The organism is Oryzobacter terrae (genome assembly GCF_042756445.1).
Lineage (GTDB): Bacteria > Actinomycetota > Actinomycetes > Actinomycetales > Dermatophilaceae > Oryzobacter > Oryzobacter terrae.
In genome coordinates, this window is record NZ_CP170578.1 from 2,343,596 (window position 1) to 2,370,291 (window position 26,696).

Annotated in this window: 22 protein-coding genes; 11 read left to right on the forward strand and 11 right to left on the reverse strand. The window is 73.7% G+C overall.

Annotated features, from left to right (window positions below):
- Positions 1–62: 62 nt before the first annotated feature.
- Genes ACFWN3_RS11055 through ACFWN3_RS11070 form a run of 4 tightly spaced genes read right to left on the reverse strand, consistent with a single transcriptional unit; the run spans position 63 to position 3,428 of the window.
- The gene (locus ACFWN3_RS11055) at positions 63–815 is read right to left on the reverse strand and encodes an SDR family NAD(P)-dependent oxidoreductase (protein ID WP_377639517.1); all 753 of its coding nucleotides are present in this window, start codon (positions 813–815) and stop codon (positions 63–65) included.
- Positions 812–1,288: a cupin domain-containing protein gene (locus ACFWN3_RS11060; protein ID WP_377639519.1), complete on the reverse strand. Its 477-nt coding sequence runs from the start codon at positions 1,286–1,288 to the stop codon at positions 812–814. Before ACFWN3_RS11060 ends, ACFWN3_RS11055 begins: the two co-directional genes overlap by 4 nt.
- Positions 1,285–2,643: an amidohydrolase family protein gene (locus tag ACFWN3_RS11065; RefSeq protein WP_377639521.1), complete on the reverse strand. Its 1,359-nt coding sequence runs from the start codon at positions 2,641–2,643 to the stop codon at positions 1,285–1,287. Before ACFWN3_RS11065 ends, ACFWN3_RS11060 begins: the two co-directional genes overlap by 4 nt.
- The gene (locus ACFWN3_RS11070; protein ID WP_377639523.1) at positions 2,640–3,428 is read right to left on the reverse strand and encodes an S-methyl-5'-thioinosine phosphorylase; all 789 of its coding nucleotides are present in this window, start codon (positions 3,426–3,428) and stop codon (positions 2,640–2,642) included. Before ACFWN3_RS11070 ends, ACFWN3_RS11065 begins: the two co-directional genes overlap by 4 nt.
- A gap of 81 nt (positions 3,429–3,509) precedes the next feature.
- Between ACFWN3_RS11070 and ACFWN3_RS11075 the strand changes: the two genes are divergently transcribed.
- The gene (locus tag ACFWN3_RS11075) at positions 3,510–5,039 is read left to right on the forward strand and encodes a gamma-glutamyltransferase (protein WP_377639525.1); all 1,530 of its coding nucleotides are present in this window, start codon (positions 3,510–3,512) and stop codon (positions 5,037–5,039) included.
- A gap of 201 nt (positions 5,040–5,240) precedes the next feature.
- The gene (locus tag ACFWN3_RS11080) at positions 5,241–8,525 is read left to right on the forward strand and encodes a S8 family serine peptidase (protein ID WP_377639526.1); all 3,285 of its coding nucleotides are present in this window, start codon (positions 5,241–5,243) and stop codon (positions 8,523–8,525) included.
- A 143-nt stretch (positions 8,526–8,668) separates the two neighbouring features.
- On the opposite strand, the gene ACFWN3_RS11085 is transcribed toward ACFWN3_RS11080, so the two are convergent.
- The 3 genes from ACFWN3_RS11085 to ACFWN3_RS11095 all read right to left on the reverse strand — a co-directional run bounded on the left by ACFWN3_RS11085 (position 8,669) and on the right by ACFWN3_RS11095 (position 12,160).
- The gene (locus ACFWN3_RS11085) at positions 8,669–10,063 is read right to left on the reverse strand and encodes an MATE family efflux transporter (protein WP_377639528.1); all 1,395 of its coding nucleotides are present in this window, start codon (positions 10,061–10,063) and stop codon (positions 8,669–8,671) included.
- Positions 10,064–10,191: 128 nt separating this feature from the next.
- Positions 10,192–10,914 carry a DNA alkylation repair protein gene (locus ACFWN3_RS11090; RefSeq protein WP_377639530.1) on the reverse strand — a complete coding sequence of 241 codons (723 nt, stop codon included), beginning with the start codon at positions 10,912–10,914 and terminating at the stop codon, positions 10,192–10,194.
- A gap of 19 nt (positions 10,915–10,933) precedes the next feature.
- Complete coding sequence (locus tag ACFWN3_RS11095) at positions 10,934–12,160, reverse strand: acetyl-CoA hydrolase/transferase family protein (protein ID WP_377639532.1); 1,227 nt, start codon at positions 12,158–12,160, stop codon at positions 10,934–10,936.
- Positions 12,161–12,266: 106 nt separating this feature from the next.
- Here ACFWN3_RS11095 and ACFWN3_RS11100 point away from each other — a divergent pair, with 106 nt between their 5' ends.
- The 3 genes from ACFWN3_RS11100 to ACFWN3_RS11110 all read left to right on the forward strand — a co-directional run bounded on the left by ACFWN3_RS11100 (position 12,267) and on the right by ACFWN3_RS11110 (position 15,885).
- On the forward strand, positions 12,267–12,542 hold the full coding sequence (locus ACFWN3_RS11100) for a DUF2277 domain-containing protein (protein ID WP_377639533.1): 276 nt from the start codon (positions 12,267–12,269) through the stop codon (positions 12,540–12,542).
- A gap of 465 nt (positions 12,543–13,007) precedes the next feature.
- Entirely contained in the window at positions 13,008–14,381 is a 1,374-nt protein-coding gene (dnaB, locus tag ACFWN3_RS11105) for a replicative DNA helicase (RefSeq protein WP_377639534.1), read from the forward strand.
- A 136-nt stretch (positions 14,382–14,517) separates the two neighbouring features.
- Positions 14,518–15,885: an APC family permease gene (locus tag ACFWN3_RS11110; protein ID WP_377639536.1), complete on the forward strand. Its 1,368-nt coding sequence runs from the start codon at positions 14,518–14,520 to the stop codon at positions 15,883–15,885.
- 75 nt (positions 15,886–15,960) lie between these two features.
- Here the strand turns inward: ACFWN3_RS11110 and ACFWN3_RS11115 are convergent, their stop codons facing one another.
- On the reverse strand, positions 15,961–16,719 hold the full coding sequence (locus tag ACFWN3_RS11115; protein WP_377639537.1) for a cutinase family protein: 759 nt from the start codon (positions 16,717–16,719) through the stop codon (positions 15,961–15,963).
- 252 nt (positions 16,720–16,971) lie between these two features.
- Between ACFWN3_RS11115 and ACFWN3_RS11120 the strand changes: the two genes are divergently transcribed.
- On the forward strand, positions 16,972–18,252 hold the full coding sequence (locus ACFWN3_RS11120; RefSeq protein WP_377639539.1) for a hypothetical protein: 1,281 nt from the start codon (positions 16,972–16,974) through the stop codon (positions 18,250–18,252).
- A complete protein-coding gene (locus ACFWN3_RS11125) occupies positions 18,249–18,959 on the forward strand; it encodes a DNA-binding response regulator (protein WP_377639541.1) in 711 nt (236 codons plus the stop codon). Before ACFWN3_RS11120 ends, ACFWN3_RS11125 begins: the two co-directional genes overlap by 4 nt.
- Before the next feature lie 78 nt (positions 18,960–19,037).
- Here ACFWN3_RS11125 and ACFWN3_RS11130 read toward each other — a convergent pair whose 3' ends face one another.
- Together ACFWN3_RS11130 and ACFWN3_RS11135 are read right to left on the reverse strand one after the other, a co-directional pair.
- Positions 19,038–20,498: a S8 family serine peptidase gene (locus ACFWN3_RS11130; protein WP_377639543.1), complete on the reverse strand. Its 1,461-nt coding sequence runs from the start codon at positions 20,496–20,498 to the stop codon at positions 19,038–19,040.
- 216 nt (positions 20,499–20,714) lie between these two features.
- On the reverse strand, positions 20,715–21,290 hold the full coding sequence (locus ACFWN3_RS11135) for a dienelactone hydrolase family protein (RefSeq protein WP_377639545.1): 576 nt from the start codon (positions 21,288–21,290) through the stop codon (positions 20,715–20,717).
- A gap of 59 nt (positions 21,291–21,349) precedes the next feature.
- Between ACFWN3_RS11135 and ACFWN3_RS11140 the strand changes: the two genes are divergently transcribed.
- The gene (locus ACFWN3_RS11140; protein ID WP_377639547.1) at positions 21,350–21,970 is read left to right on the forward strand and encodes a helix-turn-helix domain-containing protein; all 621 of its coding nucleotides are present in this window, start codon (positions 21,350–21,352) and stop codon (positions 21,968–21,970) included.
- On the opposite strand, the gene ACFWN3_RS11145 is transcribed toward ACFWN3_RS11140, so the two are convergent.
- Complete coding sequence (locus tag ACFWN3_RS11145) at positions 21,942–23,447, reverse strand: fused MFS/spermidine synthase (RefSeq protein ID WP_377639549.1); 1,506 nt, start codon at positions 23,445–23,447, stop codon at positions 21,942–21,944. The two genes, ACFWN3_RS11140 and ACFWN3_RS11145, sit on opposite strands and share 29 nt — an antisense overlap.
- Before the next feature lie 169 nt (positions 23,448–23,616).
- Here ACFWN3_RS11145 and ACFWN3_RS11150 point away from each other — a divergent pair, with 169 nt between their 5' ends.
- From ACFWN3_RS11150 to ACFWN3_RS11160, 3 genes are all read left to right on the forward strand, one after another.
- A complete protein-coding gene (locus ACFWN3_RS11150) occupies positions 23,617–24,813 on the forward strand; it encodes a sterol desaturase family protein (RefSeq protein ID WP_377639550.1) in 1,197 nt (398 codons plus the stop codon).
- A gap of 82 nt (positions 24,814–24,895) precedes the next feature.
- Entirely contained in the window at positions 24,896–26,041 is a 1,146-nt protein-coding gene (locus tag ACFWN3_RS11155) for an LLM class flavin-dependent oxidoreductase (RefSeq protein WP_377639552.1), read from the forward strand.
- A complete protein-coding gene (locus ACFWN3_RS11160; protein ID WP_377639554.1) occupies positions 26,038–26,664 on the forward strand; it encodes a CE1759 family FMN reductase in 627 nt (208 codons plus the stop codon). The genes ACFWN3_RS11155 and ACFWN3_RS11160 overlap by 4 nt, the downstream gene beginning before the upstream one ends.
- Positions 26,665–26,696 lie beyond the last annotated feature (32 nt).

Sequence of the window (26,696 nt, forward strand, 5' to 3'; positions counted from 1 at the left end):
CGGGTTGTGACCTCGGCTAGAGGGGGTGGATGACGGAAAGTCGGCCTCCGGACTGGCGAGAGTCACCAACCCGGGGCGGAGGACCAGCCGGCGTCGACGGTGAGCACGGTGCCCGTGATGCCCGAGGCCGCGGGGGAGGCGAGGAAGACCACGGCGGCCGCGACCTCCTCCGGCGCGACGGGGCGGCCGAGCGCGGCGACGGCCCGCCAGCGGGCGACGCCCTCGGGCCAGGCCTCCTCGAGGCCGTCGCGCGCGACGAGCCCGGGGGCCACCCCGACGACCCGGACCCCGCGGGGCCCGAGCTCGTGGGCGGCCGCGGCGACGAGGTGGTGCAGGGCCGCCTTCGCGACGGCGTACGCGGCGTGCGTGGGGGCCGGGCGGACGCCCTCGATCGACCCGACGGCGACGGCGACCCCGCCGGGGCCCATCCGGGAGGTGGCGCGGTGGAGCAGGGCGGTCGTGGGGCGCAGCCCGCCCCGGTGCACGGCGTCCCAGGCGGCGGTGTCGAGGTCGGCCCACGGCGTGTGGTCCTGCGGGAAGGCGTTGAGGACGACGACGTCGACCGGCCCGAGGGCGTCGGCGCAGGCGTCGAGGAGGGCGTCACAGGCGCGGTCGAGGTCCTCGGCCCCCTCGACGGCGAGGTCGGCGTGGAGGAGCGCGGCCCGTCGCCCGGTGGTCGCGATGGCGCCGGCGACCGCCTCGGCGCCCGCGCGGTCGCCCCGGTAGTGCACGCCGACGTCGTGCCCGGCGTCGGCGAGGGCCACCGCGAGGGCGGCCCCGAGGCCGCCGCTGGCCCCGGTGACGAGGGCGCTCACCGCATCCGGCCGATCGGCTCGTCGCGGGTGAGCGCGGCGATCTCGGTGGCGTAGGAGGGGTAGCCCGCGGTGAGGAGCTCCCGGTCGCCGAGCTCGAAGTGCTCGGGCCGGAAGGCCGGGGAGCACCAGCAGGACAGGAGGGTCCAGGCGCCCAGGCTCGACGCGCCCATCCACGTCCCCTGCCGCACGAGGTACTGGCTTCGGGCGGCGTCGACGTAGTTGAGGACGCCCGAGCCGCCGGGTCGCAGCCGCAGCAGCGCCGCCGGGGCCCCTGCCAGCCACTGCCAGCCCTCGTCGATGGTGAGGCGGTGCATCGCCGAGAAGCCATCGGGCCGGTCGGTGAGGAGCACGGTGATCGCGTTGAGGCCCTGGGTGCGCGGCCCGGGGGCGAACCAGGCCCCCTCCTCGGGGATCGGCTGCATCTTCAGGCGCCTGATGACCTGCTCGGCGGTCTCGTCGGCGGGGGAGGTCACGACACCTCCTCGGCGGCGGCCCGGGCGAGGGCGCCGCGCTCGGCGGCCCGGGCGAGGAGGGCGGGCGTGTCGACCCGGGTGCTGCGGCGGTCGCGGACGACCACCTCCCCGTCGACGAGCACGTCGGTGACGTCACCGCGCCCGGCGGCGAAGACGAGGAGTGCCGCGACGTCGTGGACGGGGGTCAGGTGCGGGGCCCGCAGGTCGAGCAGGACGAGGTCGGCCCGCTTGCCGACCTCGACCGACCCGATCTCGGCGCCGAGGCCGAGGGCGCGCGCCCCCTCGATCGTCGCGGCCCGCAGGACCTCGTGGGCGCTCGCGACGTCGGGGCGGCCGCTCGTGAGCCGGGCCAGCAGGGCCGCCTGCCGCATGGCCTGCCACATGTCGAGGTCGTTGCTGCTCGAGCACCCGTCGGTGCCGATGCCGAGTCGGATCCCGCTGTCGCGCAACGAGGTCCAGTTCAGCGCACCGCTCGCGAGCTTGAGGTTGGAGCCCGGGCAGTGGCCGACGGCCACCGTCCCCTCGGCGAGCAGGGCGCGGTCACCCTCGCCGAGGTGGACCCCGTGGCCGAGGACGAGGGGGAGGTCGCGCTCGACCCAGCCGGAGCGGTGGAGCAGCTCGGTCGGGGTGGCGTCGTAGCGCTCGCGGATCCCGGCGTTCTCGGCCTCGTTCTCGGACACGTGGGTCGTGAGCAGGCCGGGTCGCCCGCTCTCGGCGATGACCTCGCGCAGGACGGCGACGACCTCGGCGAAGCCCTCCGGCGGGCAGGTGTACGTGGCGTGGGGCATCACCGAGACCGGGACGGCCGGGCCGCCGATCTCGTCGAGGGCTGCGGGCCAGGCACGCAGGCCGGCGAGCCGGGCCGACCACTCGAGGCCGTCGGGCCCGGGACCCTCGAAGAAGACCGGCCCGATGACGTGGCGGCTCCCCGCGGCCACGGCGCCGCGGTGGGTGGCCTCGTGGTGGAAGTACATGTCGAGCTGGGTCGTGCACCCGCCGAGCAGCGACTCGAGGGCGCCGAGGGTCGCCCCGAGCTCGACCGTGTCGGGGTCCATGACCGCCCCCTCGGCCTTCCAGACCCGGGCGAGGAAGCCCTGGAGGTCGACGTCCTCGGCCAGCCCGCGCAGCAGCGTCATCGGGAGGTGGGTGTGGAGGTTGACCAGGCCGGGCATCAGCAGCTTGCCGCGGCCGTCGATCCGCTCCGCCGAGCCGTGGTCGGCGTCGTGCGGGCTCGACGCCGGCTCGACGGCGGTGATGACGCCGTCGTCGACCGTGACGGTCCGGTCGGTGAGGATCGTGTCGGCGTCGTCGACGGTGACGAGGAGGGCGAGGTCGGTGATGACGACGCGGCTCATGCGGCGGGTCCGTCCTCGTCGGCGTCGGTGAGGGTCGCGCGCGTGTGGACGAGCTCGTCGAGGACGGCGAGGACGTCGGCCGCCGAGGAGGCGAGCACGGCGTCGATCTCCTCCATCGTGATCGGCTCGTCGGCGTCACCGACGCCCGAGGCGGGGTTGACGACGAGGGAGATCGCCGCGTAGCGCAGCCCGGCCTCCGCGGCGAGGGTGACCTCGGGGACGCCGGTCATCCCCGCGACGTCGGCCCCGGCGAGGCGGGCCAGCCGGATCTCGGCGCGCGTCTCGAAGCGGGGTCCCTCGAAGCAGGCGTAGACGCCGCCGTCGCGCACGGGCCTGCCTGCGGCGGAGGCGGCCTCGAGGACCTCCCGGCGGATCTCGGGGTGGTAGGGCTCGAGGACGTCGGTGTGGACGACGCCCTCGGGGGTCGTGCCGTCGAAGAAGGTGACGGGCCGCTGCCTCGTGAAATCGAGGAAGTCGTCGAGGACGAGGAGGTCGCCGGGGGCGAGCGCGGGGTCGATGCCGCCCGTGACGTTGACGGCGACGACGTCGCGCACGCCGAGGTCGGCGAGCGCGCGGATGTTGGCGCGGTAGTTCACCAGGTGCGGGGGGACCGAGTGGCCGGCGCCGTGGCGGGTGAGGAAGACGACGGGGATGCCGTGCCACGAACCGAGGGTGACCCTGGCGTCACCGAACGCGGTCGTGACCGTCTGCTCCGTGGTGTCCTCGAGCGATCCCAGGTCGTAGAAGCCGGTTCCGGCGATGATGCCGAGGGGCGGGCGCGTCATGCTGGGCCACGCTACCGGCCGCCGTGAGACGCCGGGAGCGGGCCGGGGACGGGCCCCGCCTCCCGGTGGCAGGATGCGCCCATGGGTCGACGGGTGGCGATCGCCGCGACCGGGCCGGTCTCCCTCGGTGCCGGCCGCGCGGTCGCCCGTGCCGGCGGGAACGCCGTCGACGTCGCGGTGGCCGCGGCGCTCGCGGCGATGAGCACCGAGCCGGGGATCACCTCGCTCGCCGGCGGCGCCTACGTGTCGGTCTGGCCGGCGTCGGGCCGACCGGTCGTCATCGACGGCAACGTCGAGATGCCCGGGCGCGGCCTGCCCCGAGAGGCCTTCGGCGGTGGGGTGACCGAGGTGAGCACCGAGTACGGCGGCGGGGTGACCCTCTTCGCGGGCCACGGGTCGGTGGCGACCCCCGGGGCCGCCACCGCGTGCGAGCTCGCCGTCGAGGAGCTGGGGACGCTGTCGTGGGCCGACGTCGTGGCGCCCTCGGAGCGGGCCTGCCACGTCGGCTACCCGATGGGCTCGGCCGCCTCCCGCTACCTCACCTTCACCGCGCACAGCCTCTTCGGTCTCGACCCCGAGGCGCTGGCCATGGTGACCCGCGACGACGGGTCCCCGGTGGCCGCGGGGGACGTCAAGACCAACCCCGCACTCGCGGAGGTCCTCTCGCTCGTGGCCCGCGACGGCGCGTCGGTCCTCACGACCGGCGAGGTCGGCCGCGCCATGGTCGCCGACATGCAGGCGAACGGGGGCCTGGTCACCCACCGCGACCTCGCCGAGTACACGCCGCTCGTCCGGCCGCCGGTGCGCCGGACCGTCGGCGAGTGGGACCTCGCGATGAACCCGCCTCCCTCCGTCGGCGGCCCGATGCTCGCCGTCATGCTCGGCGAGCTCGCGACCCGGGGCTCGTTCGGCTGGGACGACGTGCTCGCCATCCAGCAGGCCGTCCTCCGCTACCGCGTCGAGGTCCACGACGTCGCCACCGACCTCGACACGGCGGGCCACGCCCTCCTGCTCGAGATCGACCGGCACGGCCTCGCCGGCCTCCCGACGAGCGCGAGCACCGCCAACATCTCGGTCGTCGACGCCGACGGCACGGCCTGCGCCGTCACGGTCTCGAGCGGCTACGGCGCCGGGATCACGGTGCCGGGGACGGGGATCCTGCTCAACAACGCCCTCGGGGAGCCCGAGCTCAACCGCCTCGGCCTGCACCGCCTCGCCCCCGGGACGCGGCTCGCGTCGAACATGGCGCCGACGACGGGCCGCACGGCCGACGGGCGGGTCATCGCGATCGGATCCCCGGGTGCCGACCGGATCACGACGGCCCTGATGCAGGTGCTCGGCCACGGCTGCCTCCACGGCGCCGACCTGCGCGCGGCCATCGAGGCACCGCGCCTCCACGTCCGCTTCGACGACGACGGCCCGGTCGTCGAGCACGAGACCGATCCGGAGATCTCCGAGGCGCTCGAGCGGGCCGGCCTGCGCGGCGTCGACCACGGTCGCCTCCAGATGTTCTTCGGCGGGGTCGGGGCCGCCCTGCGGCGCACCGACGGGGTCCTCGAGGCAGCGGGCGACCCGCGCCGCGAGGCCGCGGTCGAGGTCGTCGACGTCTGACCGCGGTCCCGGCGTTCGACGGGCAGGGCCGGCACGAGGACCGGACGCGGTTGTGGCACAGCCGTGCTCCCTCAGGTAGGTAAAGGATTGGTCAGGTTGGGTACCGACCTCCCACTTCGCCGCGGATCCGTGGTCCACTACTCCGGCCCCGGCCCGATCGTCCGGGGCGACTCCACATCACTCGCTTGGACAGGATCCGCGATGACACCACGCAAGGGACGCGCACGCGTCGCCATGGCCGCACTGGCCGCGGCGGCCGTCGCAGCAGGGGCGGTCTCGACCGCGTCGGCCGCAGAGCCGGAGCCGACGGCGGCATCCGTCGCCGCTCCGACGGCGAAGGCCGAGAAGGGCAAGGCCAAGAAGGCCGACCGCAAGGACAAGCTGGGGCAGCACGACCGCACCCTGCTGGAGCGGGCCCGCTCCAAGGGCGAGAAGCGCGTCACCGTGCTCATCGCCGCCGAGAAGGGCTCGACGAAGGCCGTCGCCGCCGCCGTCAAGGCCGCAGGGGGCTTCACCTCGACCCGCAACGACCGGATCGGCTACGTCCGCGCGACGCTGCCGACCTCGGCCGTCGAGAAGGTCGCGGGCCAGGCCAAGGTCCTGGCGGTCGACCTCAACGAGTCGATCCCGCTGCCCGACCCGTCGCTGGAGTCGAAGGGCAGGGAGGGCGCGACCGCGTCCGGCGTCGCCGCCCCCGGCCCGTCGACCCCCGAGAGCAACCCGTACATGCCCACGAACGAGATCGGCTCGGTGAAGTTCAAGGCCGACCACCCGACGTGGGACGGCCGCGGGGTGACCGTCGGGGTCATCGACTCGGGTGTCGACCTCGACCACCCGGCGCTGCAGAAGACCACGACCGGCGAGCGCAAGATCGTCGACTGGGTCACGGCCACCGACCCGATCTTCGACGGTGACGCCACCTGGCGCCTCATGCTGACCGACGTCACCGGCCCGACGGCCTCCTACGCCGGCGGCACCTGGACACTCCCGGGCACCGGCACGTACAAGATCAACCGCTTCTCCGAGTCCATCACCGCGGCGAGCGAGCCCGGCGGCGACGTCAACCGCGACGGTGACACCACCGACCGCTTCGGCGTCCTGTACGAGGTCGCGACCAACGACATCTGGGTCGACGCGAACCAGAACCTCACCTTCGAGGCGTCCGAGAAGATGCGCCCGTACAAGGAGAAGTTCGACATCGGTCACTTCGGCACCGACAACCCGGCGACCGACATCGTCGAGCGGATGCCCTTCGTCGTCGAGTTCCGCCAGGACGTCGACCTCTCGCCCTACGGCGACGAGACGCTTCCCGAGACCGCGGACTTCGTCAACATCGGCATCGTCGAGGACGCGCACGGCAGCCACGTCGCCGGCATCGCGACCGGCAACAGCCTCTTCGGCGGCCAGGTCGACGGCCAGGCGCCCGGCGCCAACGTCGTCTCCTCGCGGGCCTGCACCTGGGGCGGCGGCTGCACCGCGGCCGCGCTGACCGACGGCATGGTCGACCTCGTCGCCAACCGTGGCGTCGACGTCGTCAACATGTCGATCGGTGGCCTCCCGGCCCTCAACGACGGCAACAACGCCCGGGCCCGTCTCTACGACGCGCTCATCGACGAGTACGGCGTCCAGCTGTTCATCTCGGCGGGCAACAGCGGCGCCGGCATCAACACCATCGGTGACCCCTCGGTCGCCACGGACGTCGTGAGCGTCGCGTCCTCGGTGAGCAAGCAGACCTGGCTGGCCAACTACGGCTCGGTCGTCTCCACGCCGCTGACGCTGCACAACTACTCCTCGCGCGGCCCGCGTGAGGACGGCGGCTTCAAGCCGAACATCATGGCGCCGGGGTCGGCCATCTCGACCGTGCCCCAGTGGCTCAAGCAGCCCGACCTCGCGGAGACCGGGTACACGCTGCCCATCGGCTACGCGATGTTCAACGGCACCTCGATGGCCTCCCCGCAGGCCGCCGGTGGCGCCGCGCTGCTCCTCTCGGCCGGCTTCTCGACCGGAACCCCCATCACGCCGACGCAGATGCGGGAGTCGCTCTACACCTCCGCCGACTTCGTCAAGGGCGTCGAGGCGGTCTCCCAGGGCACCGGCCAGATGGACGTGCCCGGAGCCTGGAACCTGCTGAGGACCAAGCCCGCGACGCAGTCGTACTCGACGGACGCCCCGGTCTGCACGCCCATCAGCGACTTCCTCGCCACCCCCGACCGCGGCACCGGCGTCTACAACCGCTGCGCCTCGGCCGAGGGTGGCCACAAGGTCGGCCAGACCAAGGCGTACGACGTCTCGGTCACCCGCACCTCGGGCAAGGCCGGCGCGGTCACGCACCGGGTCCGCATCATCGGCAACGACGGCACCTTCACGGCCCCGTCGTCGGTGACCCTGCGCGCGGACCGGGCCAAGGACGTCGCCGTCATCGCCAAGCCGCGCACCAAGGGCCTGCACTCGGCCATCCTCGAGATCGACGACCCGGCCACGGGCGTCGTCGACCACCGCGTCATGCTCGCGGTCGTCGCCTCGGAGGACCTCGTCAAGCCGTCGTACAGCACGACGGCCACCGGTGAGGTCGAGCGCAACCTGGTCCAGCGCCACTTCGTCACGGTGCCCCCGGGCGCCAAGGCCCTCCAGGTCAACCTGGCCGGCTACGCGACGAACAGCCAGGTGCGCTGGGTCGCCTTCAACCCGTACGGCGTCCCCGTGGACCCGACGGCGACCACGCAGTGCTACACCAACTTCAGCGACGCGGCGGCCTGCAAGCCGACCTCCCGCGCCTACGCCAACCCGATGCCGGGCGTGTGGGAGCTGATCGCGGAGGCACGACGGACCTCCCCGTTCCTCGAGAACCCGTACAAGCTCACCGCCGCCATCCAGGGCGTCACGGTGGACCCGGCCACGCAGACCGTCGCCGCGCCGCTCAACACGCCGACCCCGGTGTCGTGGACGGTGAAGAACGACTTCGGTCCGGTCACGGTCAAGCCCACGGGCGGCAACCTCGGCAGCGCTCTCGCCGAGCGCAAGACGATCGCCAACGAGGACGTCAAGGAGTACCAGGTCGTCGTCCCCGCGGGCGCCGAGCGGTTCACCGCGACCATCGGTGGCACGTCCGACCTCGGTGCCGACCTCGACCTCTACGTCCTGCGGGGCGGGGCGGTCGTCGGGCAGGCGGCCGACGGTGACTCCGAGGAGTCGGTGACCATCGCGAACCCGGTGGCCGGCACCTACACCGTGCGGGTCGACGGGTACTCCGTGCCCTCCGGCTCGACCGAGTACGACTACCTGGACGTGTTCTTCTCGTCCGCCCTCGGCACCCTCGCGGTGCCGGCCGGTGAGCTCACGCTCGCCGGTGGTCAGTCGGCCACGGTCACCGGCTCGCTCACCGCGAAGACCGCTGCGGCCACCGGCCGCCAGCTGTTCGGCGAGATGCGGGTCCTGTCCACCGAGGGCGCCGTCCTCGGCACCGGGTCGGTGCTCGTCGGTCCCTGACCGGACGGCGTCACCGGCACCACCGGCACGACGGAAGGGCCCCGCGGACCACTGGTCCGCGGGGCCCTTCCCGTTGGCGGGGACTTTCCCGTCGGCTGGCCCCTCCCTTTGGCGGGCCCTTCCCTTTGGCGGGGCCCTCCCCGTCAGCGGGTCGCGCCGACGACCATCCAGCGGTCGGTCCGCACCCGGGCCCACATGAGGGCGCCGCGGATCGCCATGAAGACGGTGAAGGCGATCCACAGCCACATGACGGCGTTGACCTGGCCGGTGCGCGAGCCGCCCTCGAGGAGCCAGTCCCCCGCGAGGTGCACCCCGAGGACGACGGGCAGGTAGGCGAGGAGGACGACCGCCATCGCCCGGGCCAGCCACACCCCGTCCCCCGCGCCGATGAGGACGCCGTCGACGACGAAGACGAACCCGGACAGCGGCTGCCCCAGGGCCACGACGACGAGGGCCCCCGCGATGGCCGACTGCACGGCCGCGTCCGGGGTGAACAGGGGCCCGACCCAGGGCCGTACGAGGAGCAGCAGCACGCCGAGGACGACGCCGACGAGCAGGCCCCAGCGGAGCATGAGCGAGGTGGCCTCCCGGGTCCGGTCGAGCTGCCCCGCCCCGAGGGCCTTGCCGGTGAGCGCCTGCGCGGCGATGGCGAGGGCGTCGAGCATGAAGGTGAGGAAGGTCCAGATGGTCGCGGTCACCTGGTAGGCCGCGAGCGGGACGTCGCCGAGCCCGGCCGCGACCCAGGTCGTCACGAGGAGGACGGCCCGCAGGGCGAGGGTGCGCACGAGGAGGGGGATCCCGCCGCGGGCCGCCGCGACGACCCGGCCGGGGTGGGCGCGCAGGGCCACGGCGTCGCGTCCGGCGTGCCGGACGAGGACGACGGCCAGCGCGGCCGCCATCGCGGTCTGGGCGATGACCGTGCCCCAGGCCGAGCCGGCGATGCCCCAGTGCAGGCCGTGGACGAACCAGAGGTTGAGGGCGATGTTCGCGCCGAAGCCACCCACCGCCGCGACGAGCGGGGTCCGGGTGTCCTGCAGCCCGCGCAGCACCCCGGTGGTCGCGAGGACGACGAGCATCGCCGGGATGCCGAGCGCCGAGATCCGCAGGTAGGTGACGGCGGCGTCCAGCGCCGCGTCGGACGCGCCGAAGACCCGGCAGACGGGGTCGGCCGCCACGGCGACGACGCCCGCCGTGACGGTGCCCAGCCCCACGGCCAGCCACGTCCCGTCGATCCCGGCCGAGATGGCTCCGGCCCGCGAGCCCGCCCCGAGCTGGCGGGCGACGACGGCGGTGGTGCCGTAGGCGAGGAACACGAAGACGTTGGCGGCGGTGAGGAGGACCGCGCTCGCGACGCCGAGCCCTGCGAGCGGCGCCACGCCGAGCCGGCCGACGATCGCCGCGTCGGAGAGGAGGAAGAGCGGCTCGGCGACGAGCGCGAGGAAGGCGGGCACCGCGAGCCGCAGCACCTCGCGGTGCTGGCCGCCGGCCCGCCCACCCCCGCGGGCGAGGGGGGCCGGCTCGTCCTCGGCGCGTCCCACCCTCGGCACTGTTCCAGACCGACGCGGCCGCGCGTGTCACCGAACCTCCGGCGAGACCCCCGATATCGGGTGACACGACGGAGGTTCGGTGACACTCGGCCGCGGTCGCTCGCTGGGAGAGGCCTTCGTCAGAGGTGCTTGAGGGCCTCGCGGCGGGAGAGCCCGGACAGGTGCGCGTCGTGCTCCGCCACCCACGACCGGACCCAGGCGGGGTCGGTGCGGGCGTACTGGCGCAGGGCCCACCCGACGGCCTTGCGCACGAAGAACTCCCGCCCGTGGAGGGAGTCCTCGAGGTTGGCGCGCAGGACGTCGGAGAGCAGGGCGGTGTCGGTGGCGTCGCGGTGCTTGAGCTGCGCGATGATCGCCGCCCGTCGCACCCAGAGGTCGTCGTCGCGCGCCCACGCGCGGATGACGGGGTCGACGGCGTCCCGGTGCGAGAGCAGGATCGGGCCGGCCCGGTCGGGCGCGACGCCGTCGACGAGGTCCCACCAGGCGCCGGTCTCGACGAGGTAGCGGTAGAGGACCAGGGTGTCGGGGTCCTGCCAGGGACGGGCCGCCCGGTGGACGGTGACGGCGACCGCGGCGTAGCGCTCCTCCCGGACCTCGGGGTCGTCCCAGAGCGGGCGGACGGTGCGCTCCCACTCGCCCCGGTCCCGCGGGGCGAGCGCCGGGTCGTCGAGGAGCGGCCGCAACAGGGCCTTCAGCTCGGGGCTCGTGACGCCGCGGTAGGGCAGCGCGGACTTCATGTAGGCCTGCTGGGCCAGCGCCCGCTCGGCGTCGCCCACGTCGGCGAGCGCCGCGCGGACGGCGGCGGCGAGCGGCGGGTCGGTGGGGCGGGCGGGCGTCGTCATCGTCGGATCCGGCTGCGGTTCAGGCGAGCCCGAGGTGAGCCGCCTCCTCCCACAGCTCGTCGCGGACCCGGGGGTGCGCCGCCTCCTCGATGAGGTGACGGCACTGGGCGCGCTGGTCGTGGCCGAAGAGCTCGGCGACCCCGTGCTCGGTGACGACGGCGCTCTGCTGGAAGCTCGTGACGGGCTCGTCGACGAGGGGGACGACGGTCGAGACGTCGGCCCGTGGGTGCCACGAGCGCAGCGCGATGAACGACTGGCCGCCGGGGGAGTGCAGCGCCCCGACGACGAAGTCGGTCTGGCCGCCGAACCCCGAGTGGATCCGCGCGTCGATCCGCGACGCGTTCGCCTGGCCGAACAGGTCGACCTCGAGCGCGGTGTTGACCGACGTCATCGAGCGCTGCTGGGCGATGAGGCCGGGGTCGTTCGTGTGCTCGGTGCGCATCATCCGCACCCGCTGGTTGCCGTCGAGCCAGTCGTAGAGCTCCTGCGAGCCGAAGAGGAACGAGGCGGTGAGCGGGTGGTCGGGGTCGAGGGCGCCGACCCGGTCGAGGGCGAGCACGCCGTCGGAGAACATCTCCGTCCACACCCGCAGCCCGCGGCGGCGGGTCAGCTCGGCGAGGGTGGCGTCGGGCACCGCACCGATGCCGGCCTGCAGCGTCGCCCCGTCGGGGACCCGGTCGGCCACCAGCTCCCCGATGGCGCGGCTGGCGTCGTCGAGGGCGACGGCCGGGTGGGTGGGCAGCGGCTCGGACACCTCGACGGCGAGGTCGACGGCCTCGACCGGGACCTGGGCGTCGCCGTAGGTGTAGGGCATCCGGTCGTTGACGACGGCGACGACCCGTCCGGACCGCCCCCGGCAGGCCTCGATCGCCGCCGGGAGGATGTTGACCTCGATGCCCAGGCTCAGCAGCCCGTCGCGCGGTGGCGCGCAGTGGAGGACGACGACGTCGGGCGGCAGGTGGTGCCGCAGGAGCACGGGGACGAGGGAGAGCCGGCTGGGGACGTACGAGAGGCCGCGGTGGTGGCGCATCCCGGGCCCGACGAAGCAGGTCTCGGCGGTGACGCCCTCGCGGTCGGGGATCCCGGCGGGGGCGTTGAGGGCGTGGAGCGTGTACTTCGAGCGGCCCCCGTCGAGGGCCTGCAGGGCCGGCCACGGGAGGGCGGCGTTGCCCGGCACGACGACGCGGGGGTCCCCGGGCAGCGACGCGAAGAACCGGCCCAGCTCCTCGACGGACACCGTCCTCATGACCCCATCATCGTCCCGTCGGCAGGTCGGGCGCTGCAGGTGGGGGGTGACGATCCGCGTGCCCCACGGCGGGCGCGGGATCGGTCCCTCGGCCTACCGTGGAGGCATGTGCCGCAACATCCGCCAGCTCCACAACTTCGAGCCCCCCGCCACCGACGACGAGGTGCGCGCCGCCGCCCTCCAGTTCGTGCGCAAGGTCAGCGGGTCCACGAAGCCCTCGGCCGCCAACCAGGAGGCCTTCGACGAGGCCGTCGACGAGATCACCCACGTCGTCGGGCACCTCCTCGAGCGACTCGTGACGACGGCACCGCCCAAGGACCGCGAGGTCGAGGCGGCCAAGGCGCGGGCTCGCAGCGCCGAGCGCTACGGCCGCACCGGCTGACCCGTCCGGCGGTCCCGTCCGCCGGGCCCGCGCGACGGCCTGCGCGACGGCCTGCGAGAGCGGTTCCACCGTCGCCCGGTTGCGTCATCCGCACCCGCCGGGCCGCCGTTCGGTGGATCCCCTCATGTGGACGGACGACACGCCGAAACTTTCTCCGCTCCACATGGGGTGGACGGTGAACGTGCAGGTCACGGACCTGATGGAGGGGGCCCGCCGGGGTTGTCCACCGGGTTGTCCACCGAGTGTGCACATCGCCACCGGCGGTTCTCCCCACCTTGTCCACACCTCGTCCACAGCCGTTCGGACGATGTTGCCCGTCCGGCTTGGTGTGGGCGGGTCCCGGCCCTACGGTGGCGGACGGACGGGCTGGTGTCGGTGCTCTCTGGTGGAGTTCACCCGAGGGCGACAGGGCCCGCGCAGGAGTGGTCATCGACCCGGTGGGAGCCGGACTGAGGGGTTGAGCGGGTGTCCGTCACCGAGCTGAGCACGGCGTTCGGCGGGGCCTCCGAGGGCCCTCGCGACGACCGCGTCCCGCCGCAGGACCTCAACGCCGAGCAGTCGGTCCTCGGCTCGATGCTCATCAACAAGGACGCCATCGCCGACTGCCTCGAGGCGGTCAAGGCCCACGACTTCTACCGCCCGGCCCACGAGCTGATCTTCGACGCCGTCCTCGACCTCTTCGGTCGCGGCGAGCCGGCCGACGCCATCACTGTCGCCGACGAGCTCGGCAAGCGCGGCGACCTCACCCGGGTCGGCGGCCAGGCCTACCTCCACCAGCTGATCCAGTCGGTGCCGACGGCCGCCAACGCCGGCTACTACGCCGAGATCGTCCACGAGCGGGCCGTGCTGCGCCGCCTCGTGGAGGCCGGGACCCGCATCGTGCAGATGGGCTACGCCCAGGGCGAGGGCGACGTCGACGACATCGTCAACCGCGCCCAGGCCGAGGTGTACTCCGTCGCCGAGAAGCGCGGCGGCGAGGACTACGCGGTGCTCGCCGACATCCTCGACGACACCCTCACCGAGATCGAGGCCGCCTCGGGGCGCACCGACGAGATGATCGGGGTGCCCACCGGCTTCATCGAGCTCGACGAGCTCACCCACGGCCTGCACCCCGGCCAGATGATCGTCATCGCGGCCCGCCCCGCCGTCGGCAAGTCCACGATCGGCATCGACATCGTCCGGGCCGCCGCCATCAAGCACAAGATGGCCGCGGCGGTGTTCTCGCTCGAGATGAGCCGCACCGAGATCACGATGCGCATCCTGTCGGCCGAGGCCACGATCCAGCTCCAGGACCTCCGCAAGGGGCTGAAGAGCCAGGACCAGTGGAACAAGCTGGCCCGCATCATGGGCAAGATCTCCGACAGCCCGCTGTTCATCGACGACAGCCCGAACATGTCCCTGATGGAGATCCGCGCCAAGGCGCGCCGGCTCAAGCAGCAGCACAACCTCAAGCTCATCGTCATCGACTACCTCCAGCTCATGACCTCGGGCAAGAAGGTCGAGTCGCGCCAGCAGGAGGTCGCCGAGTTCTCCCGGGCGCTCAAGCTGCTCGCCAAGGAGCTCGAGGTGCCGGTCATCGCCATCAGCCAGCTCAACCGTGGTCCCGAGCAGCGGACCGACAAGCGCCCCCAGATGTCGGATCTGCGAGAATCGGGGTCGATCGAGCAGGATGCCGACGTCGTCATCCTGCTCCACCGAGACCGGTCCGACCCCGAGCGGGACGGCGAGGCCGACGTCATCGTCGCCAAGCACCGCAACGGGCCGACCAAGGACATCGTGCTGGCCTTCCAGGGCCACTACTCACGCTTCAACAACATGGCGCGCGACGGCGGCTTCTGACCGTCGCAGCGAAGAGCTCCGGGGTGGTGCACTCTCCCCGGCGAGAGAAGACGACCGCCCGGTCAACCCCTTGTCGACCGGGCGGTCGTCCGCTGTTCCGGCTCGCGAGAACCGGATCCGCGTGACACCCTGCGGCATGGCCACGACACTGACCGAGACCGGCGGGACCGGCGAGACCGACACCAGGCTCAAGCGCGGCATCACGCCCCTGCTCCTGTTCTTCTTCATCGTCGGGGACACGCTCGGTGCCGGCATCTACACGCTCGTGGGCACGATGGCGCAGGACGTCGGGGGCGCGATCTGGCTGCCCCTGGCGATCGCGCTCGTGCTGGCGCTGCTGACCGCCGGCACCTACGCCGAGCTCATCACCAAGTACCCCCACGCCGGCGGCGCCGCCCGCTACGCCGAGCGGGCCTTCGACAAGCCCTTCGTCACCTTCCTCGTCGGCTTCCTCATGCTCTCCTCGGGGATCACGACGGCGGCGGCCCTCGCGAACGCCTTCGCCGGTGACTACCTCCAGGAGCTCGTCGAGGTGCCCCCGGTGCCCGTGACCCTCGTCTTCATCGCGCTGCTCGTCGCGATCAACCTGCGCGGCGTGCGCGAGTCCCTCATGGCCAACGTCGGCGCCACGGTCATCGAGGTGACCGGGCTCGTCATCATCATCGTCGTGGCGGCGATCGTCTTCGGGAAGGGCGACGGGGACGTCGGCCGGGTCACGACCTTCGCCGAGGGCATCTCGCCGATGGAGGGGGCCTTCGCCGCGACGATCACGGCGTTCTTCTCCTTCCTCGGGTTCGAGGCCGCGGCGAACATGGCCGAGGAGGTGAGGAACCCCAGCCGCGCCTACCCCCGGGCGCTGTTCGGCGCCATCCTCACCGCCGGCGTCGTCTACATGCTCATCGCGCTGGGCGCCGCCCTCGTCGTGCCGACCGACCAGCTGGCCGCGTCCGAGGGTCCGCTGCTCGAGGTCATCAACGCCTCCGGCCTGTCGTTCCCGCCGTGGCTCTTCGCCGCCATCGCGCTCGTCGCGATCGGCAACGGCGCCCTGCTCTTCATGGTCATGGCGAGCCGGGCCACCTACGGCCTGGCCGAGGCGGGCCTGCTGCCCTCGGTCTTCGGCAAGGTGGCTGAGACCCGGCGCACGCCGTGGGTGGCGATCCTCGTCATCGGGGCCGTGACGATGGTGATGAGCTTCTTCGGCGACGTAAGGACCCTGGCCGACACCACGGTCCTGCTCCTCGTGCTCGTCTTCATCTCGGCGAACGTCTCGGTGCTGGTCCTGAAGAAGGACCGCGTCGAGCACGCGCACTTCACCGCGCCGAGGGTCGTCTCGGTCCTCGCGCTCGTCGCCAGCGTCGCGCTGCTGACCCAGCAGAGCCTGCAGACCTGGCTCATCAGCCTGTCGTACGTCGCGGTGGGCTCGGTCCTGTTCCTCATCGCCCGGGCCCACCGCCAGCGGGAGGGCACGACCCCCGAGGGCGCCGACGAGCTGCAGGACCGCTGAGCCGGCCGCTGCCGCAGTGACGCCGGCCGGCACCGGGGACGACCCCGGTGCCGGCCGGCACTCCCTCCCCGGAGCTCAGATCTTGGTGAGGATCCAGTTCTTCGCGTACGTGCGCAGGCTGGTGTTGTTGTAGCTCTCGTGCACCCGGATGGCGTCGTTGTAGGCGTAGCGGTGGGCGTAGTCGCAGAAGAAGTCGCCCTTGTAGCAGTACGAGATGATCCGCGAGCCCAGACCGCTCAGCTGCCCGGCACCGCGGTTGGCCAAGGCCCCGCCGCCGGTGCCGGTCCCACGGTTGAAGGACTCGCCGTAGCGCCGGACCGGGTCGCCCGTGAGGAAGACCGCCGCGACGCGGCTGCGGGTCGTCGAGCTGATGCCCTCCGGATTGCTGTTCGACAGGACGTCGCCGATGACGTGGGCTCCCTGCGAGTAGCCGATGAGGACGAACTTCGACGACGGGCACAGCCCGGTGAGCCGCTTGAGCTCGGCGGCGAGGCGGTCGCGGCCGATGTTCTGGCTGTCGACGTACCCCCACGACGTGCCGGGGGCGATCTCCGCCGGGTAGGCCAGGCCCACCGTGCGCACCGACTTCGTCGTCCCGGCCGAGACGGCGGAGGCGAAGGAGGACATGATGCCCCGGCCGCCCGTGGTGTAGACGTTCCCGGACCGGGTCCCGGCGGCCTCGTTGGACCCGCGGGCGACGATCTGGATGATGCTCGCGCAGGTCGCGGTCGAGCTCGTGGCGGTGGCCGGCGTGACGGCGGCCTGGGTGCCGACGGTGGCGGCGAGCAGTGCCGTGGTGGCCGCGATCCGCGCGGCCGTGGTGCGACGTGACATGGTCGTTCCCCTCTCGATGGTCGGTCGACGGGTTCGGTCCCCCTGGTGGCCCGCCGTTCGTGCTGGTGCGGATTCCGTTCCGCGCCAGCCGATCGTGGCGCTGCTCGGGTCGATGGGGCATCCAACGAAAGCGCGGAGTTGGCCGGACGACCCGATCGCCCACCCCGAACGAGCGCAGCGGGGCTCCGCCGTCGGGCAGGATTCGTGGCGTCGCCGGAAGGAGGTCCTGATGCCGCGACCCGGGATGCTCCCGTGACGACCGAGGCACGCGCCGGGTCGTCGTCCGGTGCTGCGCCGTCGACCGGCGCCGACACCCGACCCGGGGCGGGGGAGGATGCCGTGCCCGCACCGCCGGTCGGTCTCGACCGCACGCTCCCTCGTGCCGAGCGGGCCGCCGGCCTCGCGGTCGCCGGGCTGCGCATCGCGACCTTCGCGCAGATGGCGCCGTCCGTCGTGACCGCCATCGACGTCTCGGCCCGCCCCGTGCTGTGCGCCGTGACGTGGGGGCTGGCCACGCTCGCCGTGGTGGTCGTGTCGACGCTGAGCATCGTGCGCCGCCGCCCGCCCGGACCGGGGTGGGCCGGGGCCGACGTGGCGCTCGCCGTCGTCCTGCTCCTGCTCGGGCTCCTCACGGTCCCCGAGCAGTACCGCACGGGGAGCTGGGTGGGGTTCCAGAGCGCGTACTCGCTCTCGGTCGCCTGCGGCCTGCTCGGCGTGCGCCGTCGCGAACTGTGGATGGGGCTGCTCGGCGTGCTCGTCGCGGCCCGCCTCGCCTACCTGCTGCCGACGGTGGCGTCGGGCGCCGGCGTGCCGACCGTCATCGGCGAGCTGCTCACCCTCGTCGGGCTCGCGCCCCTCGCGTGGGCCGGGACCGGGGTCGTCTACCGGATCGCCGAGGACGCCGACCGCGCCCGCGAGTACGCCGCCCGGCTGGCCCGCGAGGCCGAGGAGCGCCGGGCCCGGGCGGCCATCCACAACGGCGCCGCCCTCCTCAAGCTCCTCGTCGAGCACGCCGGGGACGACCCCACCGACAGCCGCACGCCCTCGCAGGTGTGGGTCCAGGCGGCCAGCGAGCTCAACCGGATGCGCGCCTATCTCGCCGGTCGCGGCGAGTCCACGGGCGAGCCCGAGGCCGAACCCCACGACCTCGCCCTGCTCGTCGAGTCGGTGGCCATGGAGTTCGCCGACCTGCCGCTCGACGTCGTGCCGGACCTCGCCCGCGGGGTGCCGCTCGGCGACGAGGCGGCCGACCTCGCGACGGCCCTGCGCAGCCTGCTCATCAACGTCCGCCAGCACGCCCGCGCGGCACGGGTCGTCCTCCACGCGGAGGAGCTCGAGGACGGTGGCGGGTGGGCCGTGACCCTCCACGACGACGGCGTCGGGTTCGAGCCGTCCGCGACCCGGTTCGGGGTGGGGCTGCAGGACCTCGTCGTCGACCAGCTCGCCCGGCACCGGGTGGGCACCCGGATCGACGGGGTGCCGGGGCTCGGGACCACCGTGACGCTGACCGGCGGACGGGAGCCCGCGCCATGAGCACCACCGTCCCCGTCGACCCCACCGACCGCGGCCTCGACGACGCGGAGGGGCCGGTGCGGTTCAGCCTCGTCGACGACGCCACCGCCGTCCGCGAGTCGCTCGCGGCCCTCCTGCCGGACCTGTCCTTCACCTCGACGCACCAGAGCCTCGAGGACTTCCTCGCCGCCCGCCCGGTGGCCGACGTCGTCGTCCTCGACCTCCACCTCGTCAACCTCCGCCAGCCCAACGCCAGCCAGGGCGTCGCCGCGATCCGCGACGCCGTCGACGCCGGGTACCGCGTGTGCGTCTACACCCAGGAGGAGCGGCGCTTCGTCCTCGCGGCCTGCCTCGCGGCGGGGGCGACGGGCGTGGTGTCGAAGTCGTCCTCGCTGGAGGAGACGCGGGCAGCGTTCCTCGCGGTCTCGCGCGGCGAGCTCGTCGCGCCGCCCCCGGTGACCGGCCTCATCGAGGTCCTCGTGCGCCGGGGCCGCGTCACCGTCCTCAACCGCCGGCAGCGCGAGGTCCTCGCCGGCCGGGCCCGCGGCCTGACCTACGCCGAGCTGAGCCGCACCCTCTACCTCTCGGAGTCGACGCTGCGCGGGTACTGGCGCGACCTGTCGGCGGTCGTCTCCCAGCACCTCCAGGAGTCCTCGCCCGGCGACATCGAGCACGCCCTCGGGCTCGGCCCCGGCGACCTCCTCGACCACTGGCCCACCCGGGACTGACCTCCGGCCACGCGCGACCGCCCGGCCCGCGGGTGCGGGCCGGGCGGCAGGGGGCGCAGCCGGTGTGGGGCTGCGTCGTCAGCGCACGGCGCCCGCCGCGGCGACGACGTCGACGAGGCCGTAGCCCTTGTCGAACGAGGTCGTCCCGAGCGGACCGGCCTCGTACGAGGCGCCGTTCGTGTACTTGTGGGCGGTCGTCTTCAGCGCGGCCTCGACCTGGGCCGGCGTCGCGGACGGGTTGGCCTGGAAGAGCTGGGCGACGATCCCCGCGATGTGCGGCGCGGCCATCGAGGTGCCGCTGATGGTGTTGAACGTCCCGATGTCGAGCGGGCCGGGGCCGTTGCGCGGGTCGAGCCCGGTGGCGCAGATGGCGAGGTAGAGGCGGCACGACGAGGTGATGTTCTCGCCCGGGGCCGAGATGTCGGGGTAGGTCGACTGGTCGCCGGCCCTGCCGCGCGAGCTGAACTCGGAGACGGTGCCGTCGCGGGTGCCGGTGTCCTGGTCGAAGTACGACGCGACCGACAGGATGCCGGGGGTCGGGTCGGTGCCGGGCGGGTTCGACAGGCTGGTCGAGCCGTCGCCGCCGTCGTTGCCGTTCGCCCACACCGTGACGACCCCGGCCTTGACGAGCTCGCGCTGGAGCTTGACGGTCGCCGAGTTCGGGTCGAACGCGCCGCCGCCCGACGGGCCGTAGGAGTTGTTGGTGACCTTGATGGGCGGGCAGGTGCTCGCGGGGACACCGGCGCCACAGGGGGCGGCGTGGTTCTCGAGCACCCAGTTCAGCGCCGCGTCGGCGCCGACGATGAACAGGCCGGCACCCGTCGAGAGCGAGACGAGCTTCGCGCCGGGGGCCGCGCCCTGGAGCTTCCCGCCGTCGGTGAGGGTCGTCGGGTTGCCCGCGACGATGCCGTTGACGTGGGTGCCGTGGCCGCCGACCGAGATCGTGTCGGTGTCGAGGTTCCCGGGGACGCGCTGCACGGTGCACACGGCCTCGACGAGCGGGTCGCACACCGTCTTGAGGTTGGCGACGACGGCGCTCCTGCCGTCGGCCTCCTTGAAGTACGGGTGCGTCGGGTCGACGCCGGAGTCGATGACCGCGACGCTGACCCCGGTGCCGGTGAGGGCGGTGCCCTCGGCGCCGGTGAGGGTGCGGGTCGCCTCGAGGCCGCGGGTGGCGGTGTTCGAGGTCTCCTGGAACAGCTCGATCGGCTGGTTGCCCTCGACGTAGGTGACCCCGGGGGCGCTGCGCACCGCCTCGATCTGGGAGGCGGTGCCGACCGCGCCGACGACGCCGATCCGCTCGAAGGCGAAGCTCGTCGTCAGGCCGGCGGCGGTGACGGCGTCGCGGGCCGCGGCGAGCGTGCTGCCGTGGACCATGACGACGGCGCGCTCGCCGCCGGACAGGTCGGTGAGGGTGTCGGCGAGGGCGGCCGAGACGTCGGCGCGGTCCTCCTGGGCACTGGCGGCGGGGGTCGCGGCGAGGCCGACGAGGGCGGCCAGGGCCACGGCCCCGAGGGCGGTCGTGGGTCGGGTTCTCACGAGAATCGTTCCTCCGGCCCCGGCGCGTGGCGTGCGGATGGCGGCCGTGTCGGTCGGCCTCCGGGGCGTCATGGACAGGGGAACCTAGGTCGGTCGAGACGCCCTCCGGGGGTTTCGTGACACGTCGCGGGGCAGTTCAGGGCAAAGTTTTACCTCCGCCTTGACGAGGCATGACCCGTGGGTCACCGCGTCCGCGAGCCCCTGCCGCCTCGTGGGTCACACCCGTGCCAGCAGCCCGAGCGCCCGTTCGACGACGAGGGCCGTGGCCTGCGGGTCGGAGGAGGGGAGCGAGGAGTCGGTGAAGAGGTGGACGTCGCCGGGGTAGACGAAGAGCTCGCCGTCGTCGACCGCGGCGACGAGGTCGCGCGCGGCCTCGAGGTCGCCCTCGAGCCCGAAGAAGGGGTCCTGCTCCATGCCGTGGACCTGCACCGGGACCCCGCCCGGCCACGGGCCGCCGAACTCCGACGGCGGGACGCACGCCTCGAGGAGGATCGCTCCGCGGGCGCCGGGACGGGTCTGCGCGAGGCGCTGGGCCGACATGACGCCGAGGGAGATGCCGGCGTAGACGACCTCCGCCGGCAGGCCGGCCGCCACCTCCTGCGCCCAGGCGTCGCGCGCCTGGAACCCCTTGGCCTTGACCGCGGCGAAGCCCTCCTCGATCGAGCCGTAGGTGGCGCCGTCGAGGAAGTCGGGCGTGTGGACGGTGTGCCCGGCGGCGCGGAACGCGTCGGCGAGGGCGTGGACCCCGGGCGTCAGGCCCTGGACGTGGTGGAAGAGGACGACCTCGGCCATGGTGGCGACTCCAATGATCGGGAAATGTCGATTGATCGGTGACTGTAGTCTCATCCTCGATGGAACGCCACCCCGAGGTGCCGCCCGGTCACGAGCTCTCCGACCGGCTCGTCCTGTCGCGGGCCGACCAGGTCCGGGCCCTCGCCCACCCGTTCCGGACCACCGTCCTCGGCCTGCTGACCGAGCGGGCGGCCTCGGTCGCCGAGCTCGCGGTGGCCACCGGGCGGCCGAAGGGGACCGTGGCCCACCACGTGGGGGTGCTCCACCGCGCGGGGCTCGTCCAGGTCGTGCGGACCCGACGGGTGCGCGCCGTCGAGGAGCGGTTCTACGGCCGTGCGGCCCGGACCGTGACGATCGCCGTCGACGGCCACGACCTGCCGACCGACCAGAACGACTTCGCGGTCGCGGCGGCCGAGTCGCTCGCCGCCGACGAGCAGCGAGAGCTCTGGTCCTTCATCCGCCACGCCCGCATCCCCCCGGAGCGGGCGGAGGAGTTCTGGACCCGGATCCGCGACCTCGTCAAGGAGTTCGACCGCATCCCGCGCAGCGGCGACACGACGTACGGGTTGGCCGTGGGGATCTACCCCGTGCCGGACCACCCGAGGCTCCCGCCGGCCCGGGGCGAGGGCGACGGCGAGGACCGAGGCCCGGTCAGGCGGCGGGGCGCCGGTACGGGGTGAGCAGCTGGTCGACGGGGGCGTGGTCGTCGGTGAGGACCATCGCGTCGCCGACCCACCGCTCGAGGTCGGCGCCGTCGGTCGCCCGCCACTCGACCTCGCGCACGTCGAGGGCGTCCTGCCAGGCGGCGGTGTCGAGGGGGGCGTCCGACGCGAGGACGACGAGGTTGCCGCCGCCCGACCCGGCCACGACCTCGGGCGTCGAGGCGAGGGCCACGTGGTCGAAGACGGTCCGCAGCGTCGCGACCTCCGCGCGGGCGAAGGCCAGCGGGGCGTTGTCGATGAGGTTCGCGGCGTAGACGCCCTCGGGCCGCAGCACGCGGTCGACCTCGGCGAGCGCCTCACGCGTCGTGAGGTGCCACGGGACGCTGACCCCGCCGAACGCGTCGCCGACGACGAGGTCGAGGGAGCCGTCGGCGACGACGCCGAGGCCCCGGCGCGCGTCCTCGACCCGGACCCGCAGGTCGGGACCGGTCCGCAGCCCCAGGCGCTGCTCGTCGATGGCCACGACCCCCGGGTCGATCTCCGACACCGTGCTCGAGGTGCCCGGCCGGGTCGCCGCGAGCCACCGCGGCAGGGTGAGGCCGCCCCCACCGAGGTGGTGGGCCTCGAGGGTCCGGCCCGCGGCCCATCGCGCGTCGACCGCGGCGGCGAGCGCGCCGACGTACGAGAACTCCAGGTGGGTCGGGTCGTCGAGGTCGACGTAGGAGTGGCGCAGGTTGTCCAGGACGAGGGTGCGCCCGCCCTCGCGGGCCGGGTCGGCCTCGACCCGGGCGCAGTGGTAGGTCGTCTCGGCGTCACAGCCGCTGGGGAGCAGGCCGGCCGCCAGGCCCCCGGCGAGGACCACCGACACCGCGACCACGCAGGCGCGCCGGCGCGACCCGACCTCGACGACGACGGCCGCGACGACGAGGCCGACCCCGAGCCCGACCATGATCCACGAGACGGCGACCCGCGAGAGGAGCACGAAGCCGGTGAGGACCGTCCCCGTGATGGCGCCGACGGTCCCGATCCCCGACAGGGAGCCGACGACCGAGCCGGTCTCGGCGAGGGTGCGCAGCCGCAGCTTGGTGACGATCGGCGTCACGGCGGACAGCAGCCACCCCGGGACGATGATCGTCGCCGCGGCCGCCACGACGAGGAACCCGCCTCCCGCGAAGGACGCGGCCCCCCGCAGGAGGAACGGGGTCACCGCGACCGCGACCCCGGAGACCCCGAGCAGCGTGCCGATGAGGGCGCGACCGTCGCGGTCGTCGGCCCACCGGCCGCCGACCCACGAGCCCCCGGCGATGGCGGCCAGGGCCAGGCCGATGACGAGGGTGCTCGTCTCGAGGGTCAGCCCCAGGTAGGGCGCGAGGAGGCGCAGCGCGACGATCTCGACGACGAGGACCGCCGCGGAGGAGCCGAACACCAGCGCCACGGCCGCCCGGTGGCCGAGACCGCCGTCGTCCGAGGGCGTCACCGACTCGTCGACCGGCACACGCACTCCCTCCGTCGGACCACCATCAGCACGCGACGCTACGTCACGCACCGGGAACGGCGCGGGGACGGGCCGTGGTGCCCGGTGCGTCACATCCGGGCGGCGACGGCGCGTACCGGACGGTAACCTCGTCGGCCAGCCCCAGTGGACCCGAGCGGAAGGCGCCGCCGTGCCGAGAGTCGACCTCACGGTCGTCGCGATCCCCGCGTACGTCGGCGCCATGGGCGCCGAGTACCTCTGGCAGAAGCGCAACCCGCCGCCCCCGGGGACGACCCGGGCCGGCGACTACGAGCTGGCCGACACGCTCGCCAGCCTCGCGATGGGCGTCGGCAGCCTCGTGGCGCCGTTCGTCACCAAGCGGCTCCTCGACCCCGTGACGCCGGGGATCGGCCGCTGGTCCAGGGTTCTCATGGGCGTCGCCGTCGCGACCACCGCGGCGACGACGGTCGCCGACGTCGTGCGCCGCCGCCGGGCCGAGGGCGGCCTGCCGCCGGCGGGCACCCTGCCGGCGGGTCATCCGGCGCTCGAGGTCGCCTCGCGCCGCAGCGCCCGACCGGTCACCGCCGCCGACGCCGGGCCCGACACCGCCTCCCTGGCCTCCCGGGTCACGGGCGCCACCGCCGCGGCGGCCGTCGCGTCGACCGCGCTCACCGTGGCGACCACGTGGGCCGCGCAGACGAGCGCCACCACCCTGTTCGCCACGAACCGGCGCGACCTCGGCACCGGCTGGGTCGCGAACACCGTCGCGCTGCTGGGCTGGGACGCCATCTACTACTGGAACCACCGCTTCAACCACGAGAGCCGCTGGCTGTGGGCGATGCACGTCGTCCACCACAGCAGCGAGCGCTACAACCTCTCCACGGCACTGCGCCAGCCGGTGGCCGAGGGCCTGACGATGTCGGTGCCCTACGGCCTGCTCGCGCTCGCCGGGGTGCGGCCGAGCGTCATCGAGAACGCCCGCGCGCTCAACCTCATCTACCAGTTCTGGATCCACACCGAGGCCGTGCGCTCGATCGGGTGGCTCGAGAAGGTGCTCAACACCCCCGCCCACCACCGCGTCCACCACGGGTCGAACTCGCGCTACCTCGACCGCAACCACGGCAGCATCCTCATCGTCTGGGACCGGCTCTTCGGCACCTTCGAGCCCGAGGGCGAGCGGGTCGTCTACGGCCTCACGACGAACATCGAGACCCACAACCCGGCGCGCATCGCGAGCCACGAGTGGCGCGACATCCTGCGCGACGTCGCGACGGCGACCACCTGGCGCGACCGGTGGTCCTTCCTCCTGCGCGGTCCCGGCTGGGCGGCCGAGCGCCGCGCCGCGCTCACCGGCCGTCCCGAGGACGCCGAGCTCGTCGCCGCCTGAGCGACGGTCGGCGGGAATGGGAGCCACCCACCCGCCGTTAGAGTAGTTGACTCATCAACTACTTTCGAGGAGCGCGAGACGGATGCAGTTCGGCATCTTCACCATCGGGGACGTCACCGCGGACCCGACGACCGGTCGGGTCCCCACCGAGAACGAGCGGATCAAGGCCACCGTCGAGATGGCGCGGCTGGCCGAGGAGGTCGGCCTCGACGTCTTCGCGACCGGCGAGCACCACAACCCGCCCTTCGTCGCCCCGGCCAACCCGCCGATCCTCATGGCGCACCTCGCCGCGCAGACCGAGCGCCTGCTGTTCTCGACGGCGACCACCCTCATCACGACGAACGACCCGGTGCGGCTCGCCGAGGACTACGCGTACGTCCAGCACCTCGCCGACGGCCGTGTCGACCTCATGCTCGGCCGCGGCAACACCGGTCCGGTCTACCCCTGGTTCGGCAAGGACATCCGCGAGGGCATCGCACTGGCCGTCGAGAACTACGCGCTGCTGCGCCGCCTGTGGACCGAGGACGCCGTCACCTGGTCGGGGAGGTTCCGCACCCCGCTGCAGTCCTTCACCTCGACGCCGCGCCCGCTCGACGGCGTGGCCCCGTTCGTGTGGCACGGCTCGATCCGCTCGCCCGAGATCGCCGAGCAGGCCGCCTTCTACGGCGACGGCTTCTTCCACAACAACATCTTCTGGCCGATGAGCCACACCCGGCAGATGGTGTCGCTGTACCGCCGGCGCTTCGAGCACCACGGCCACGGCCGGGCCGACCAGGCGATCGTCGGGCTCGGCGGACAGGTGTTCGTCCGGGCGAACAGCCAGGACGCCGTCCGCGAGTTCCGTCCCTACTTCGACGACGCGCCCGTCTACGGCCACGGGCCCTCGCTCGAGGAGTTCACGCGCGAGACGCCGCTGACCGTCGGCTCCCCGCAGCAGGTCATCGAGCGCTACGCCACGATGGCCGACCACGTGGGCGACTACCAGCGCCAGCTCTTCCTCATCGACCACGCCGGCCTGCCCCAGCACACCGTCCTCGAGCAGATCGAGCTGCTCGGCACGCAGGTCGTGCCGGAGCTGCGCCGGATCGCCGCCGCGCGCAAGCCCGCCCACGTCCCCGACGCCCCCACCCACGCGGCCCGCGTCGCCGCGGCCGGCGGGGCGCGCGACAGCACGGTCCACGCCGTCGACGACGTCACCGGCCGCACCGCCGAGGAGGCCCTGCGATGACGACGCCCGCCCGCCGGGTCGTCGTCCTCCAGGCCGGGCTCGGCCAGCCCTCGTCGACCGCCCTCCTCGCCCACCGCCTCGGCTCGGCGACCTCGGACGCGCTCCTCGAGCGGGGCCTCGAGAGCGACGTGCGGGTCGTCGACCTGCGTGACCACGCGCAGGCCCTGGCGTCGACCCTGCTCACCGGGTTCGCCACCGGCGCCCTGCGCGAGGACCTCGACGCCCTCGCCGCAGCGGACGCCGTCATCGCCGTCACCCCGGTCTACCAGGCGTCGTTCAGCGGCCTGTTCAAGACCTTCGTCGACGTCGTCGACGAGGGGTCGCTGCGCGGCACCCCCGTGCTGATGGCGGCGACCGCGGGCACGGCGCGCCACTCGCTCGTCCTCGAGCACGCGATGCGTCCGATGTTCGCCTACCTCAAGGCCGTCACCGTGCCGACGGCCGTGTTCGCCGCGTCCGAGGACTGGGGCTCCGCGGGCACCGTCGACCAGGGCCTCGAGACGAGGATCCGGGTCGCGGCCGGTGAGCTGGCCGACCTCGTCAGCGGCGGGTCCGCGCCCCGTCCGCGGGTCGACGACTTCACCGCACCCGAGGGGTTCGAGGAGCTGCTCCGCCGCGCCTGACGGGGGTGGGCCCGGCCCGGCCCGGTCGCCGC